At 47.0% G+C, this 16,175-nt stretch carries 17 protein-coding genes; 8 read left to right on the forward strand and 9 right to left on the reverse strand.

The window, feature by feature from the left end:
- The first annotated feature begins 1 nt into the window (after nucleotide 1).
- Both DXN05_RS03915 and DXN05_RS03920 read left to right on the forward strand, forming a co-directional pair.
- Nucleotides 2-739 carry a DUF481 domain-containing protein gene (locus tag DXN05_RS03915; protein WP_116845887.1) on the forward strand — a complete coding sequence of 246 codons (738 nt, stop codon included), beginning with the start codon at nucleotides 2-4 and terminating at the stop codon, nucleotides 737-739.
- A gap of 73 nt (nucleotides 740-812) precedes the next feature.
- Complete coding sequence (locus tag DXN05_RS03920) at nucleotides 813-1,853, forward strand: MBL fold metallo-hydrolase (RefSeq protein ID WP_116845888.1); 1,041 nt, start codon at nucleotides 813-815, stop codon at nucleotides 1,851-1,853.
- On the opposite strand, the gene DXN05_RS03925 is transcribed toward DXN05_RS03920, so the two are convergent.
- Both DXN05_RS03925 and DXN05_RS03930 read right to left on the reverse strand, forming a co-directional pair.
- Nucleotides 1,850-3,115, reverse strand: coding sequence for an RNA polymerase sigma factor (locus tag DXN05_RS03925; RefSeq protein ID WP_116845889.1), 1,266 nt, complete (start codon nucleotides 3,113-3,115; stop codon nucleotides 1,850-1,852). The genes DXN05_RS03920 and DXN05_RS03925 overlap by 4 nt on opposite strands.
- A gap of 3 nt (nucleotides 3,116-3,118) precedes the next feature.
- A complete protein-coding gene (locus DXN05_RS03930) occupies nucleotides 3,119-3,463 on the reverse strand; it encodes a YciI family protein (RefSeq protein ID WP_116846380.1) in 345 nt (114 codons plus the stop codon).
- Nucleotides 3,464-4,023: 560 nt separating this feature from the next.
- Here DXN05_RS03930 and DXN05_RS03935 point away from each other — a divergent pair.
- The 4 genes from DXN05_RS03935 to DXN05_RS03950 all read left to right on the forward strand — a co-directional run bounded on the left by DXN05_RS03935 (nucleotide 4,024) and on the right by DXN05_RS03950 (nucleotide 7,585).
- Nucleotides 4,024-4,716, forward strand: a complete 693-nt coding sequence (locus DXN05_RS03935; RefSeq protein WP_116845890.1) for a class I SAM-dependent methyltransferase — start codon at nucleotides 4,024-4,026, stop codon at nucleotides 4,714-4,716.
- A 29-nt stretch (nucleotides 4,717-4,745) separates the two neighbouring features.
- A complete protein-coding gene (locus tag DXN05_RS03940; protein WP_116846381.1) occupies nucleotides 4,746-5,330 on the forward strand; it encodes a peptidylprolyl isomerase in 585 nt (194 codons plus the stop codon).
- Nucleotides 5,331-5,428: 98 nt separating this feature from the next.
- Nucleotides 5,429-6,706, forward strand: coding sequence for an endonuclease Q family protein (locus DXN05_RS03945; RefSeq protein WP_116845891.1), 1,278 nt, complete (start codon nucleotides 5,429-5,431; stop codon nucleotides 6,704-6,706).
- A 39-nt stretch (nucleotides 6,707-6,745) separates the two neighbouring features.
- Nucleotides 6,746-7,585 (forward strand): hypothetical protein, encoded by an 840-nt coding sequence (locus DXN05_RS03950; RefSeq protein ID WP_116845892.1) that lies wholly within the window; start codon nucleotides 6,746-6,748, stop codon nucleotides 7,583-7,585.
- A 96-nt stretch (nucleotides 7,586-7,681) separates the two neighbouring features.
- Here the strand turns inward: DXN05_RS03950 and DXN05_RS03955 are convergent, their stop codons facing one another.
- The 6 genes from DXN05_RS03955 to DXN05_RS03985 all read right to left on the reverse strand — a co-directional run bounded on the left by DXN05_RS03955 (nucleotide 7,682) and on the right by DXN05_RS03985 (nucleotide 13,140).
- Nucleotides 7,682-10,084 (reverse strand): beta-L-arabinofuranosidase domain-containing protein, encoded by a 2,403-nt coding sequence (locus tag DXN05_RS03955; RefSeq protein ID WP_116845893.1) that lies wholly within the window; start codon nucleotides 10,082-10,084, stop codon nucleotides 7,682-7,684.
- A gap of 105 nt (nucleotides 10,085-10,189) precedes the next feature.
- Entirely contained in the window at nucleotides 10,190-10,375 is a 186-nt protein-coding gene (locus tag DXN05_RS03960) for a hypothetical protein (protein WP_116845894.1), read from the reverse strand.
- On the reverse strand, nucleotides 10,362-10,934 hold the full coding sequence (locus tag DXN05_RS03965) for a zeta toxin family protein (RefSeq protein ID WP_116845895.1): 573 nt from the start codon (nucleotides 10,932-10,934) through the stop codon (nucleotides 10,362-10,364). The genes DXN05_RS03960 and DXN05_RS03965 overlap by 14 nt, the downstream gene beginning before the upstream one ends.
- 715 nt (nucleotides 10,935-11,649) lie before the next feature.
- Nucleotides 11,650-11,988: a cupin domain-containing protein gene (locus tag DXN05_RS03975; RefSeq protein ID WP_116846382.1), complete on the reverse strand. Its 339-nt coding sequence runs from the start codon at nucleotides 11,986-11,988 to the stop codon at nucleotides 11,650-11,652.
- A 198-nt stretch (nucleotides 11,989-12,186) separates the two neighbouring features.
- Nucleotides 12,187-12,732, reverse strand: a complete 546-nt coding sequence (locus DXN05_RS03980; protein WP_116845897.1) for a helix-turn-helix domain-containing protein — start codon at nucleotides 12,730-12,732, stop codon at nucleotides 12,187-12,189.
- A 141-nt stretch (nucleotides 12,733-12,873) separates the two neighbouring features.
- Entirely contained in the window at nucleotides 12,874-13,140 is a 267-nt protein-coding gene (locus DXN05_RS03985; RefSeq protein ID WP_116845898.1) for an RNA recognition motif domain-containing protein, read from the reverse strand.
- 463 nt (nucleotides 13,141-13,603) lie between these two features.
- Here DXN05_RS03985 and DXN05_RS03990 point away from each other — a divergent pair, with 463 nt between their 5' ends.
- A complete protein-coding gene (locus tag DXN05_RS03990; protein WP_147313834.1) occupies nucleotides 13,604-14,164 on the forward strand; it encodes a hypothetical protein in 561 nt (186 codons plus the stop codon).
- A 316-nt stretch (nucleotides 14,165-14,480) separates the two neighbouring features.
- Entirely contained in the window at nucleotides 14,481-14,744 is a 264-nt protein-coding gene (locus DXN05_RS03995; RefSeq protein ID WP_116845900.1) for a hypothetical protein, read from the forward strand.
- Between the two features lie 160 nt (nucleotides 14,745-14,904).
- Here DXN05_RS03995 and DXN05_RS04000 read toward each other — a convergent pair whose 3' ends face one another.
- Nucleotides 14,905-15,957, reverse strand: a complete 1,053-nt coding sequence (locus tag DXN05_RS04000) for a phosphatidylinositol-specific phospholipase C (protein ID WP_116845901.1) — start codon at nucleotides 15,955-15,957, stop codon at nucleotides 14,905-14,907.
- Between the last annotated feature and the right edge of the window lie 218 nt (nucleotides 15,958-16,175).

The raw sequence follows: 16,175 nt of genomic DNA on the forward strand, positions 1-16,175 counted from the left end.
TATGACTACAATCCGGTTATTGCTTATTTTTTGCCTGGGTATTTGTACCAGCGCCCGGGCACAGTTCAGCGACAGTGCACATTATTATTTTAACTACAATTCCACCGGCTCTATCAATAAAACCAACGACGGCAGCTCGTACCTGCTGAACAATGGTTTTAAATTCAGTGTAAAGAAAAAGACCGGTGTGCTTAATCTCAACAACAACTGGATTTACGGCCGCTCACAAACCGATCTTACCAACAACGATTACAATGCAAGTCTCGATTTTGACCTGTACCAGAAAAAGATCCCGCATTTTTATTACTGGGGACTGGCCAACTACACCACCAGCGTATCACTCAAAATCAACAACCAGTTGCAAACCGGTGCAGGAGCGGCTTACAGCCTGTACGACAAGCCAAACGCCTACCTCAACATCAGCGAGGGCCTGCTGTTTGAAACCAGTAATTTGTTTTTAAACGATACCACCCATGATATTTACCACACCTTCCGCAACTCGCTTCGGGTACAGTTCAGGTTTGTGGTGAAGAACATTTTCGTGATCGATGGCTCCAACTTTTTGCAAAATTCCCTGTCACGCGGCAGCGACTACATTGTACGCTCTAACCTGAACCTGTCTGTTAAACTGCAGAAATGGCTCAGTTTTACCACTGCATTCAACTACAATAAATTCAACCGTACCAGCCGCGAAAATCTTTTATTGAGCTACGGCCTCAGTTTTGAAAAATATTTTTAACGTTCAATCGTCTATGGCGAATAGAGAATGAAGCGGCATTTTCCCCATCAACCAATACCGCTAACTTTAAAGTATGATACACGCATTCGGGCACAAGCCATCAGGAGAAGAATTAAAACGTATAGAACAATCGCCCCGGTACCGCGGCGGGAGCTTCCAGAACGAACACGATACCCCGCAGCTGGCCGAAGGAGCCAACATTATCACGGTAATGCGCCATGCACTTAAAAAGAACCCGGCTAAAACCCCGCCCTTTTTACTGCCCTCTGTAAAACGCCGGCTGCCCGAACGCTGTGATGCGTTTACCCTAACCTGGTTTGGCCACTCCGCCTACCTGGTACAGGTTAACCAGCTGAACATACTGGTAGATCCTGTTTTTGGCGAACGCCCTTCATTTTCCAAAAACCTGGGGCCTAAGGCCTTTCCCGGATCACGTGCTTACGATGTGAAAGACCTGCCGCCGATTGATATACTGATACAAACACACGACCATTACGACCACCTGGAATACCCCACCATATTACAACTGAAAAACAAGGTAAAACACTGGTACGCACCGCTGGGGGTGGCATCGCACCTGGTGTACTGGGGTGTGCCCGAAGCAGCCATTACTTCGCTCGACTGGTGGCAAACCACTGCCCTGCCAGGCAATATGCAGCTTACGGCCACACCTGCGCGACATTTCTCAGGCCGCGGACTGGTGCGCAATAAAACGCTGTGGACTTCCTTTGTGCTGCAAACACCGAATGAAAAAGTCTTTCTTGGTGGTGATTCCGGTTACGATACCCATTTTGCCGCCATCGGTGAACAATTCGGCCCGTTTGATCTTGCAATTCTTGAATGCGGGCAATACGATGCCTTCTGGCCCTACATACACATGATGCCCGAGCAAACTGCCCAGGCCGCCGTTGACCTCAACGCAAAATGGCTGTTGCCTGTACACTGGGCCAAATATGCACTGGCTGCACATGCCTGGGACGATTCAATTAAACGTGTTACCGCGGCTGCAGCCAATTTACCCTTACAATTAACCACACCACTTATTGGTGAAGAACTGGTATTAAACAGGCACATGCCGCAAAAACAATGGTGGAAAGAGATATTGCCGCATTAGGCCGGCAATTGCGAGAGTTTGTGCTGCAGTAATTTTTTCTCGGCAAGCGAGCTGGTCAGCTCATACGCATGCTGCAGGTGGCGGCGTGCTTCGGGAATGTTATTGCCTTTACTGTACAAATCGCCCAGCACCGCGCTGTACATGTAGTGATGCTTTAATAGATCGTGAATGCCGTAAATATCCAGTATACTATCAATTGCCTGTGGCAAACGGTTCAGTTGTGCCAGTATTACTGCGCGGTTCAGCTGTACAACAGGCAAGGGCTTTTGCGCCAGCAACATATCGTACAGTTGCAGCAGGCGTTCCCAGTTGGTTTGCTCAAACGCAGGCGCCATGCAATGTTCAGCAGCAATGGCCGATTCAATGTGATAAATCGATAACCGGTTACCACTGCTTGATTTGCGCAGGTACTGGTAACCCAACTGTATCAACTCATGGTTCCATTTCTGCCTGTCTTGCTGCTGCAGCAGGATAATTTCATTGTCTTCATTTATACGGCTGTCGAACCGCGAGGCCTGCAAACACATCAGCGAAAGCAGGGCAAAACTTGCGGGCACACCGGCCACGGCATGTGTAGTCAGCAGCCTGCACAAACGCATGGCTTCTGCACATACATCGTACCGTATCAATTCATCGGCCTTCATCGAATTATAACCTTCGTTAAACAGCAGGTACAATACCGTATGCACGCTCTGCAGCCGCGTGTACAGGGCTTTACCGGCAGGTATTTCAAATTGAATCTGCCGGTTTTTAATGTATACCCTCGCGCGGTACAATCTTTTCTGAATGGCCGCTTCGTTCGAAACAAGCGCCCGTGCTATTTCCGCCACACCAAAGCCCGACACCGTTTTCAGCGTTAGCGCTACCTGGTCTTCTGGCGGCAGCGCCGGATGGCAACAGGTAAAAATCAGCCGCAGCTGGCTGTCGGCAATCTCTGTGTCAAGAAAAAACTGTTCAATGGTTTGCGTGGTATCGGCCTGTAACTGGGCCGCTACTTCATCTGATACGAAATTCAATTTCTGCTGCCGCCGTATTAAATCGATCGATGCATTTTTGGCCACACGCATCAGCCAGGCCTGCGGGTTACCGGGCACTGCATTGAACTTCCATACCTGCAGGGCTTTTACAAAAGTTTCCTGTACCACATCTTCTACCAGCTGCAGATTGTGGATACCAAAAATGCGCGTCAACACGGCGATCATCTTTCCCGATTCGTGCCGGAAAAGATGATCCACCAGTTGCTGTGGCTGTTCCCCGTTCATGCGTTATTCCATTTTCATGATTTCACGCACTTCTACCGAACCGTTGCGGTCAAAATCAGGAAAGCCTTTGGCCATTTCAGTGGCGGCTTCGAGCGATTCGGCTTTTACAATAAAATAGCCACCAACCAATTCCTTTCCTTCGGCAAAAGGGCCGTCTGTAACAACTGTCTTGCTTCCCTGCAACACCTTGCCGCCGGGCAGCAATGGCTCGCCGCCCACGTATACCTGTTTTGCACTCAGCTGGTTTACCCAGTTGTACCATTCCTGCATATTGGCCTGCACTTCTTCGGGTGATAACTGTAATTCCTCGTAAGAAGGGCCACGGAAAATAAACATGAAGTCTTTCATATACCGCTTGTTTTTGGTGGTGAAAAATGTTTTTGTACCGGTATGACGAACAACCCGCACCCGGGCAGGACAAAAAAGTAAAATATTTTTTCCGGTTATGCCAGCAATGCTGCCCCAACCTTTTGTGAAAGCATAAAAAAGCGGGTTGCCACACTCAAATAATGGCAACCCGCGCACCAACTGTATTAAAACTAAAAACAACAGCCTATTCTGTACGCAGGCTTTTTACCGGGCTGGCAACAGCTGCTTTTAAAGACTGGTAACTCACCGTGAGCAGGGCTATAAGTATAACTATGGCCGCCGTAAATGTAAACACCCGCTACTGCACATTGAACAGCGCCAGGCAATGAGCAGGTAGTTACGAAACATATAGCAGAAAGGTTTAAGCGTGCATTTGTACCTATGTTCGCTAAAAAATATGCCTTGTTGCAAACAGCTGGCAATCATCTCATTTTTAGTATTTTCACGCGGCAGCCTGTCCGTTTATGATACAGCCCTGTTTGTTTCCGTTACATATGCACACAGCACGTAATTTTGTTGCTCAACTATTTTCAGCGAACATGTCAGATGTTTTGGGAGAAGCCCTGCACGATTATTACCTCGGTACCCAGCAGGGCAAATTATGGATTCACAACAAATACGGTCCCAAAGAGGAAATGTACCCCGGTATCTATTTCCGCAACGAAGCCGACCTGCCCGAACTGGAGCTGATGGCTTTACAGCATTGCCGCGGCAGCGTTCTTGACATTGGCGGCGGCGCAGGCAGTCATGCCCTGTTGCTGCAGCAGCGCGGACTGAATGTTACAGCCCTCGATATTTCGCCCAAAGCGGTGGAAGTAATGAACCTGCGCGGTGTACGACAAACCGTACAGGGGGATATATTCACCTATAACCAGGAACGCTTCGATACCTTGTTGCTGCTCATGAATGGTATTGGCCTGGCAGCAGACATAGCCGGGTTAAAACGCCTGCTGGCTCATTTTAAAACACTGGTGCAGCCGGGCGGACAGGTTATTTTTGATTCATCAGACATTGCCTATCTCTACGATGGCAAACTGCCCAAACAACCACCTTATTACGGTGAGGTGAGCTACCAGTATTCCTACAAAAAGATGAATACCCCGTGGTTTAAATGGTTGTACGTAGATCAGCAAACCCTGATTGAGACCGCCAACAACGCCGGCTGGAATGTGGATATACTGGCAGAAGACGAGTACGACCAGTACCTCTGCAAACTTACCCTGCCCTATTAACCTCATTGCCCATCACCGATACTATACCTATGCGCAAACTATTACTGTTTATCTTACTCACCACCCTCCTGTTCGCCTGTAAAACGAAATACAAGCATCCCCATGTGCTCATTCAAACCAATGCGGGCGATATTGAGGTAGAAGTATACCCGGACCAGGCGCCCAAAAGCGCCGGTGCCTTTCTTAGTTATGTAGACAGCGGTTTGTACAAAAACAGTTCGTTTTACCGCGTGCTGAATACCGATAACCAACCCAGCAATGCCTTTAAAGCCGAACTGATACAGGGCGGCATCTGGCGCACCAACTATAAAAAACGCAGCACTATACCCGGCATACCGCACGAAACCACGCAGCAAACCCACCTGCTGCATAAAAACGGCACCATCTCCCTTGCGCGCCTGGAGCCTGGCACAGCAGGCACCGAGTTTTTTATCTGCATCGGCGACCAGCCCGGTTTTGATTTCGGCGGCGAAAACAATCCCGATGGCCAGGGTTATGCAGCCTTTGGCCGCGTGGTAAAAGGCATGAACATCGTACAAACCATTTACAACCGCCCCGAAACTGACCAGGCTTTTACGCCGCAGGTAGCTATTTTTGACATCACCAGGTTGTAGCGGGAACCTTGTTTGATGGTTCTATGGTTTTAAACATCAAACGTTAAACCTTAAAACAAAACCGCATTTATTGCTAATTTTATTAGTAAATTACACCCATGTTCTACCGCGCCGATCTCCACATACATTCACACTATGCCCAGGCATGCAGTAAAAACCTGAACCTCGAAACCCTGTACCAGTGGGCAAGGGTAAAAGGCATTCACGTGCTGGGCACCGGCGATTTTACACACCCCGCCTGGTTTGCTGAATTGCAGGAAAAATTGCAGCCGGATGGCAGTGGCTTTTTTACCTTAAAAAACCCGCCGCAACAGCATGCACCGGAAGGAATGAAAGTGACGGATACCGATGTGCGGTTTTGCCTTTCAACCGAAATCAGTTCAGTGTACCAATGGGATGGCCGTACACGCAAAAACCACAACCTGGTATACGCGCCTGATTTTGAAACCGTGGCAGAGATCAACAAGCGGTTGTCCAGGTACGGCAACCTTGCTGCAGACGGCCGGCCAACCGTAAGCCTTCCCTCGCGCGATGTGCTGGAACTGGTATTGAACACCTCACCGCGTGCGCGTTTTATTCCCGCCCATGCGTGGACGCCCTGGTTCAGCACGCTCGGCTCACGCGGTGGCTACAACAGCATACAGGAATGTTTCCGTGACCTTACTCCACATATATTCGCCATTGAAACCGGCCTGTCCAGCGACCCGGCCATGAACTGGCAGTGGAGTGCGCTGGATGCCATTACCATGGTATCGTTCTCTGATGCACATTCGCCGCAAAAGCTGGGCAGGGAAGTAACCTTGTTTAACACCGAACGCAGTTACGACGCCATGTTCGCTGCCATGCAAACAGGCAAAGGATTTGGCGGCACCTACGAATTCTTTCCCGAAGAAGGAAAATACAGCTACGATGGCCATCGCCTTTGTAAAGTGGTGCTGAGCCCGCAGCAAACCAACGCATTAAATGGTATATGCCCGCACTGCGGCAAGCCGCTTACCATTGGTGTGTTTAACCGTGTGCATACGCTTAGCGACCGGCAGGCACCACTGCAACCCGCCACTGCCAGTAATTTCAGCCATATTGTGCCATTGCCCGAAATATTGTCTGAAATAAACGGTACTTCGCCTGAAAGCAAAAAAGTACAACAGGCCTTCATCAGTGCAGTCAGCAAATTCGGTAATGAGTTCACCCTGTTGAACGATACTCCTATACCGGATATTGAACGGTTCAACGCCACACTGGCAACAGCCATTGGCAACATGCGCAAAGGACAGGTAACACGCACACCCGGTTACGACGGCATTTACGGTCATATTAAGCTTTTGCAAAATGAGTTGCCCCGCTCATCACAAACACTCCAGACAAGGTTGTTTTAGTCGCTGTTTTGTTATTTTTGTTTACCTAAAAAAATAACTATGCACAAACACGCCTTAACTTATGCTGCTGCACTTCTACTACTCACCGCACCATTCTGCAGCAAAGCACAAAACACCGTTGACCAGGTAAACAATACTGCAGACAAAGTGAACAGCACCGTTGATAAAGTAGGCGGCTGGTTTAAAAAGAAAAACAAGAATAAGAAAGATACCACGGTAGTAAACCCTGCCAACAACACACAGGCAACCGGCACCAATATCACCATCAACAGCAACTACGATTTTACACCAGGCAGCACAGTTATTTTTGAAGATAATTTTGACAGCACACATATCGGTGGCTTCCCGCACAAATGGCTTACCAATGGCAGCGGCGAAGTGGTAACGCTTGATCAATACCCCGGCAAATGGCTGAACACCACCAACAACTCTGTTTACATCCCTAAAATAAAGGGTGGCATCTCTAAAGACTTTACAGTTGAGTTCGACGTTATTGTAGCCAACAGGAGCAGCAGCGTAACATTCAAAATGGATTTTGAAGACGCACTGAACAACAACTACGACATTTACCCAAGCAACAACGCCTACCTGCAGGTACGCCTGTACGATCCCAATAATCTTTATCTCGACAGCAAGAACGGCAATAAAGACCTTAACACCAACGCCAGCACCAATACTTTTAACAGCGGCGGAAAAGTAAACCATATCGCCATCCGTAAAACCGGCGAACGTTTTCAGCTGTATGTAAACAAAGAAAAAGCATTTGATGTAAACAAGGCATTCGACGGCACACGCACCTACAGCACTTTTAAATTCGAATCAGATTTAAGCAGTCCTACCGGCCTGCTGGTATCTAACTTTAAAATAACCCAGTTATAGGGATCACTTTGTTCATTCAAAACAGGAGAACAAGGTTTACCCGGCACAAAAAACGCCGCATAACAATTATGCGGCGTTTTTTTATGTATAAACAGTTTAGTAATGCTGCACCTGCACTACATCGTACAAGCCGCCGGTAACGCCGGGTTTGCCATAAAAGCCTTTTGATACAAACCGCACCTGCACCTGCTGCTGACCGCGGGTAAGCTTAACCGGTATGGGATACAGCACATCATACCAGTTATCCGGGTTTTGTTTTTCCAGGTATTGTGTAGCAATGGCCGTGTATTTGCCGGTATTCGCATTGTATACTTCAATATCAAACAACCGTACTGCATCTTTCAGCGCAGCATCGCTGCCCCAGTAACGGCATTGTAAAAACATTTCTTTCGCGGGATCTACTTTTACGGTAAAACCCAGCCAGCCATTCACGCCCGCGTCTATCCAGCTTTTGCCATTGAACTGCCCCTTACCCATGTACATGGCCAGCAGGTTGTGTGCAGCAAGTGACAGGGAATCCCCGATGGTAACAACATCTGTTAACTGTGCAGGGCGTGGTGTGCTGATAAGCGTATAACCATTGTACCCTTCATTTTTAATGCGGTTGATGGGTTTAAACACCGCAGTTTTGCCCCCCATTACTGCAGTAAACTCGCAGGGGTTGCCGGTTGGCTGTAAACTTTGCAGCAAGGCCTGTTCTGTACCGCTGAAGGTACTGCGGGCAGCGGCTGTATTCACCAATACATGCGGACCATAGGTAACCGTCACGTACTGCGGCGCATCGGGCATGGGTGCAGTGGCCAGGCTAAACGGGAAGTTCACTTCTACCACATCGCCGGTTTTAAAGCTGCGGTTGAGTATCGCAAAGCTGCCAGGCGCTTTGGCAATAGGCTGTTCTGTACCGTTTAATTTGATGCTTGCATTTTTACCGGCCCATCCGGGAATTAAAATATGCAGCTGCAATGCCGTAGGCTGCACTGTGGTAAAAGTAATTTTAGCATAGCCATTATCGGGAAACACGGTAGACTGTGTAACCTGCACACCTTTCTGTTTCCAGTTTAAAGTGCCGGCCAGCAGGCGGTTTATCCACAGGCCGTTTTTACCATCATTAAAATAGGCACCTTCAGCCAAACCGGCATAGGCTTCCACGCCTGAGCCGTAGCAGCACCAGAAAGTATTGTCTGGCGTACCAAACTCTTTCTTTGCGCCCTGCTTTAAATCCAGGTTGTAAATAAACATCCCGTCATCAGGATTTTGCTGCGCCATTACTGCGTTTACAAAACGTTTTTCATACGCACCTGCCCAGCGCGCATCGCCTGTCCAGGTAAAAGCATATTCGCTGAGTTTATTTAAATTATGCGAACAGCAGCTTTCGCCATTATTGTGGTGTTCGTGCCCGGGCGAGCTGTTTACCTGGTAGTTGATGTTTTTGGGATAGTTAAACAGTTCCCCGCCATAATCCAGCGGTTCAGGATAGGCTGATTTGCCGCTGATGCTGCCGGTAGAAAATTCATGCCCTTCTTCCATCCAGGTTAAAAAATTCAGTGCGCCGGTTTTATACATGCTGTCGCCGGTTATTTCGTAAGCATGTGCCATGCCTACTACGCAGGGCACTTCACTATTGCTGTGCTCGGCATTGCGGCCCAGGTTGTCTTCATTGCCTGCCAGCATTTCGTTAAACCATTTTCTGCTGAATTTATTGGCCAGCTGCAGGTGTGCGGGTTTGCGGGTAACACTGTACAGCTCCAGCAGCACATCGTGCATGCCGCCAAATTCCATAAAATATCCCTGGTACTGCCCGGTATAGCGGCGGGTGTTGAGCATGGTTTCAAGTGTAATCTGGTCAACCCGGTTCAGTCTCCAGCTAAAGTAATCTGCTTCGCCTTCGGCCACTTTCAGCGCCTGTTTGTTGCCGGTTATGTTATAGGCATCCAGCAAGCCCATCAGTATTTTATGAATAATGTAGAAGGGCACATCAGCAGACTGTAAATTCTCCAGCCTGTCGAACTGGCTGGCGCTTTGTGCATTCAGGTACCCGGGATGGCCGGGATAATCGGCTCCTTTTTTTGCGCTGATGGCAGCCTGGCATTCAGCCAAACCGTTCACCAGGTAATTGATTTTATCGAGGAAGCGTGCGGCTTTTGCTGCATCTGTATTTTTGAGCTGGTTGTACATACGGCAGCAGGCGCTAAGGTAATGCCCGGCAAACTCACCACGCAGGGTGCCGCCGCTCCACTCCCATCCACCATAGCCTTTCGCACCTTTGGTATCCAGCCCTGCGAAATCGCGGTAACTGTACAACATGCGGTCACCATCCAGTGATAACAGGTAATCCACGTTTTTTACGGTCATTTCGTACAACCTGCTGCCGGGTGCCAGCTGCACCTGGTTGAGGTTAAAAGCATGCAGTATTTTTTTGTCGGGCTGCTGGGCAATGGTTGTGCTGCCGGCCAATACCAGGGCCCCTGAAACAAGCAAACGGCGGGATAATAATTTCATGAGATGTTACAGCAAATAATTAGTGTCTTAAAAACACTAAATATAAGGGATTAGCTGTTTAGTGCATGCAGGGGCCTGCAGCATTTCGTTATTGAAGCGTGTGCATTACTGCTGCAATTTCTGCAATAGCTCCCTGGCCGGCACTTTGCGGCAATTGCCTTCTTCATCGCCAATGACAAGTTCGTCATTTTCTGCAGCAGCCTGCTCAATTACGGTTTGTACGGCCTGGCGCATACCCTGCAGCACTTTCTCGGTAAAAGTTTGCAGTTCTTCCTGTTTACTGGTATCCATGGTATTCGCTTTGTTGAAGTAATTGTTCCCACATATGTTCGTTGATTACCTGCCCGTTCAACCCCATCAGCCCGCTGGCAATGGGTTCGGGGTTTTCAACTGCATTGCTCACGGCTACCCATTTATCACACAGCGGAATATATACATGCAGCAGGTTGTGCAAGCCACGGTAAAACCTGCGCTCCACAATATCGTCGGGAATATTCTGTTTGCTCTGCTGTACACGGCGCATAGCAAAATCGGGAGAGTTTAACCAGAGAAACAACAGGTTAACCGTATAGCCCAGCTGCCTGGCTTTTTTTATCAATGCGGCATAATTGATAGTGGCCAGCGTGGTTTCAAAAGCAAAATCTACCCCGTTGTGCAGCAGCGTCATCATACGTTGCAACATAATGGCCTCGGCTTCGGGCGCAGCATTTTCAGGATGAAAAGGGGAAATGCCTGCGGCAATATTGTCGGCATTTACAAATTCCGGGCAATGCAGCTGTGGCAGCAAAGCATAGCTGGTGGTAGTTTTACCTGCACCGGGACAGCCTGCTATAATGTAAGCATTGGGCATGGTAGGCGTTCTCTATTGGATTACGGAATAAAACACTGCAACTAATATACCTAACTAAACGCGAAAAACCCAGCACCAGTGTGCCCTGCCGGGATGAATGGCTATTTCTTAACAAAGACCGGCACTGTGCGGCTACATATAAAGGTTTCTGTTCAGGTGATCACGTTACATGACGATTGTTTAAATGCAGGCCGTTATTCATAGTGCAAGCTTTTAAACAACCGCAGCCTGCAGCGTTCTGTTCATTTTTATTCCTGTTTGCCGGGCGCTTGCAGTTTTGCGGGTCAGTAGCTACTTTCGCTCACCCCTTACAGCAATCTGCATATCCCGCCTGTAAAACCAAAACACCCAACACCGTTAACGGCATTATTGTTAACCTGTTTTAAGCGCTGCCTATGACCATATAGCCGGGCCTTCGGCCATTGCAGTACGCTGCCTTTATGGATGCCTGCAACGCCGCCCGCGTATTAAACATATAAAACACCATGTGTGATTATCGCATGTAGTTTATTGCCTGTTTTCCAATTCAGCCTGTTTTTATTACGTTCCCGAAAACATGACCGCGCGGCGCGAGGGGCGCCGCCTTTGTATGAAAAGTAAGATGAAATGATATTGTAACGAATACGGTTTTGCGATGCCGTATGCTCAACGTTCGCGCTTTTAGGTGTTATTACAGCAGGCCGCCCTTTCTCTAAGGGGGGCTTTTTATAACACCTTATTCGTAGCCGCTTTTGATGATAGTGGAGATCATTTTAAAACGCTCATTGGCGTTAATCAGGTTCCATTTGTGTGCAGGTATCACCATACCCTGGCCGGGCACCAGCTCTTTGGAAATGCCCTCTATTATTACTTCTGCCCTACCTTCTATTACCTGTATAAATGTATCGAAAGGAGAGATTTTTTCTGCGAGGCCCTCGCCTGAATCAAAAGACATGAGGGTTACATTACCGGTAGACTTGCGGAGAATGGTTTTGCTTACTACAGAATTTGGAATATACTCGATTATTTCCACTATAATAAACTCTTTGGCTTTGGTTATCTCGCTAGTCTCCATACGCATTTTACACGAAGATACATGTATGATTCTTAATATTTTGAACAATTTGGCACCCCTCCAGCTTAAACAAAACTGCGCCTGGAAAGGCGCGGTTTCGTTGTGTCAGCTGGGTTTAGTACTTTATATGCTAAAGGTCACATATTTACAAATGGTTATGCTTACAGCCTTTTGCAAAAAACTTATATCAATCACACATTAATCATAGTTGTTGCGTTTTATTTTACGGAAATGGGAAGGCGATAAGCCGGTTACTTTTTTAAACTGGTTACTCAGGTGCCCGATACTGCTGTAATGTAATAGATTAGCTATTTCAGTAAGGTTTAGTTCATCGTATACGATCAATTCTTTTACCCGCTCAATTTTCTGGGTAATAAAATACTGCTCAATGGTAATTCCCTTAATACTTGAAAACAGGTTGGCGAGGTAGGTATAGTTGTGGTTAAGTTTTTCGCTGAGATGAACAGACAGGTTTACCTGTAACGGATCTTCTGAATAATATACCAGTTCGATAATAACTAACCGTATTTTTTCTATCAAAACGCTCCTGTTATCATCCATGAGTTCAAGGCCTGCTTTTTCCAGGCTGGCACTCAATTTTATCCTGCTTTCGGCCGATAATTCAGCAGGCATTTGCACCATGCCCAGTTCAACCACGGTAAAAGGTATATCCAGTTCTTCAAGCGTTGAACGCACGACCATTTTGCACCGTGTGCACACCATATTTTTAATAAACAGCTTCATAGTGTCGTGTTAACAACGCAGGTATTGAAGTTACGGACAACCGCGCAATACCTGTATCTAAGGGTTTTTACTTCAACAAATATTTCATTGTTTCGGCCGGCTACCCGTACCGGTAAACCACAGATTAAATTTTATAGCCTGCTAAAAAATGTTCTTTCCTTTCTTATTCTTTGGTCTTGCCACGGTTACAGAAATAAATCGCCCTTCCAGGTTAAAACCTTCAAGGCTGGTAATGGCCGTCTGGCCGTCTTCTTCCCGCAGCATTTCCACAAAACCGAATCCCCTTGATTTACCTGTTTCCTTATCAAGGATAATACGTGAAGAAACCACTTCACCGAAAGGCGAAAAAAGCTGCTTCAAATCATCCTGGCTGATATGAAAATTCAGGTTATGGATAAAAATGTTCATGACAACGAATTAAGATATGGCTGGTGAAATGAGCAAAATTGGCTAGCTGAAAGCAGGAGGGGAATGTCGCAGAATCTGGTGGTGGCGGATACTGGATACATCTCATTGCTCAATTGTAAAACTACCGTATTAATACTACTGCACCAAAACCCTCCTGCAAACAAACTGACCAATTGCACATGGGAACAAGTGCAATTGATCAGATTGGAAAAGAGGAAACGCGTGTAAAGTTTAAGAAAAACTAAGCTGTTTTTCTTACACAATTTGCCCGTGATTTTACATAATTCACACATCTATCTTTACTCAATGTCTCTGTCAATCAGTTTATTGTAAAAATACATATATGTCAGCCCCTTCGGAAAATGATGTAAATTATTGTTGAAATGATGTAAGTCGCCCGGTCTTGCAAAAGCATACCTTAGTAAGCGCCCGCATTATTGAAACCAATATCAAGTTACAAGTGATGAAGCTATTGAAAGCAGTACAATATGAATTAGGCTATACTGAACTGAAGCAAATCAATGCCGGCAAATCACCTTTTATTACCCAACATATTATACCACCTGCCCATCGTTTTGGCCAGGCCGCAATACCTGCAGTATTAATTGGTTTTTATTCCTACAGCCAATCCGGTATAACGGCGGCGGCCAATGTGTTACAAAAGCCGCTCCCGTTTAACTGGATCAGCGAACTATTCAACAATGCCACCCCCGACCTGCTGGTTCGTATTGCCACCTATGCACAGGTACAGCATCCTGAAAGTTTTTTATTATCGCGCCTGCAAGACATCGCTTACGAAGTTATACGCTCCATCAAAAAACACCTTGGCCCGCGCGCCAAACCATTAAACGTAAGACAATACCTGGCCACACAAAAAAAAGACATTCTCAAATACCTGCCGTCGGCCTTGTCGCTGGATATTTTGCTGAACGACCCATCGCTTTGCACAACCGTTGCCAGCCAGGAAAAACCGCAAAACCTGCACTATATTTTAGGAGATAATTTTCCTGGAACTATTCACTAATGCCGGTCCCTGTGTTGCAAAATGCAGGGATTTTTTTAGGCTGAAAGAAGAGGCGGCCTACTCAAGCATCTGTATCGGCGGTCTTCGTAACGTACAGCACCCAATGCGGCATTTGCGCATTAATGCGGTGTTGTTTCCACAACCGGTAAATACCCGTACAGATCAATGTGCCTGCTGTAACGGGCCTGTTGCAACGTTTTGAGCAACACGCTCTACAAAAAATGCGATAGAACAACAATGAACAAGCTGCTTAACCTATCCGGCAAAAATGGAATGGGCTTTGAAATAATACCTGTTATAACCAAATGGATGGTATATGAAACAGGTAATCAACAGCAGCAAAAAATTACTGGGCCGATCGGGATTGGGATGGATAGGTATCAGTGTATTCCGTCTTATATACGACCAGGAAAACATACTGGTGCCGGTACTGCAATATTATGCCACCATGCTTTCCAACCTTTGCCGTTACCTGCCTGCCCTTTGCATCAGCGCCGGGAAACAATGGCTGCAACACCTGCAAGCCAGCCTGCACGCGCTTTCACGATCTCCTGAAAAAAGATCGTTCCATTATAAATAAAGAGCAGCCATTCTGTAAAAGGAATGGCTTCTTTGTTTTATATCCGTGGTGCGATAGCAGCAGGCTCATAGCAGCAATCTGTAGTTTGTCTCATAAAATGTATCCGGTTTTGATTTAAAATGGCGGAGTTAACGATTCAGTAATATAGCAACCGGGTATGTTAAAAGTTGGTATTGAAAATGAGCGATACGCGTGAGGGATCGGCAAAATCCATCGGGATAATACCAAAGCGGCCTTTGGTGTTGGCCGTAAAATAAGCGGCAATACCGTTATTGATTGCTTTGGATACCGCCGTTATATTGGGAATACTGAAGAGTAAAGGTTTATACCCGCTGGCAAAACCGATATACAGGGTATTGCCTTTTGCAGTACGGGCTTCGTCAAAAAAAGTACACATCGACTTCCATTTGTGTTGTGGATTGGCCACTACATAATCATCTTCAATACGCAGGCTGGCCTGTTTGCCATCGATGCTGAAAGTACTCTTCTTCCATTCGCTCGCGTCAATACCTTTAACGTTCCCGGCTGCAAAGCGGCGCAGCAGTACAATTTTGCCACGCGCCTCTTTTAAGGCAGGTACATTTTCACCCAGGTACCAGATGCCGGGATACTGGCGTACATAGTTGGCAAAAGTTTGCTCAAAACTGTGGGTGCAGCCATCTGCACGGTATTCTTCCTTAATGCTCATCACAATGCTTTCGCCCGGGTGATTGCGTAAAAAGGCAGCGCAGGTATTGATGACTTCAGCGAAATACAGGTTCTGGTAAAACGGACCGTGGTTAATGACAAACCCGTTTTTTACGTGGCGGCAGCGGATATCGAGAAAGCGCACGCCAATGTTGAGCTGTGCAGCAATAGAAAGGTTCTGGCATTTGGCAATACCGGCAACAGGTTCGTAACAGGCACCTGCATCATGTGAACCGGGAATAGACAGCTGGGAAAGATTGACAGAATCCGGTAAAGCTCCCATCCAGTTTTCGGGAGAACGACCTGCTATTTTGAATGCATTAAGCGGTGCAGCGGTGGTGTGTATAATACTGCCGACCGTATGGAGCACATCAGATTCAGCATCGTGCGCGTTGCAATTATAAGAAGCGGCGGCCAGCAGCAGCAACGACAGTGAATAACCGACTGTGCGCAACAGCTTTTTTAATAAATTCACACGCATTGCCGGGCATACAGCGTGCTCGGACACCGGGCGGGTTGCCTTCATCGTATATCTGGAAATTTAGTAGGTTTTGTGCTGCGCCCCTGCGCAGGCGTATTGCCGGTTTATCGGGGTATCTGTTCGTCTTGAAACCAGTGCTGATCTTCCGTGTAAAAATAACGAACATCGGCATCCTTTTATTTTGCCCGTTACAACTTAACGAACTAATAATCTAAAGAAACGATGGTTATTATTGTTCAGATTGTAAAATAGCTGATTTGCAG

Origin of the sequence: Deminuibacter soli (assembly GCF_003412455.1) — a bacterium.
In the GTDB taxonomy this organism is placed as follows: domain Bacteria; phylum Bacteroidota; class Bacteroidia; order Chitinophagales; family Chitinophagaceae; genus Deminuibacter; species Deminuibacter soli.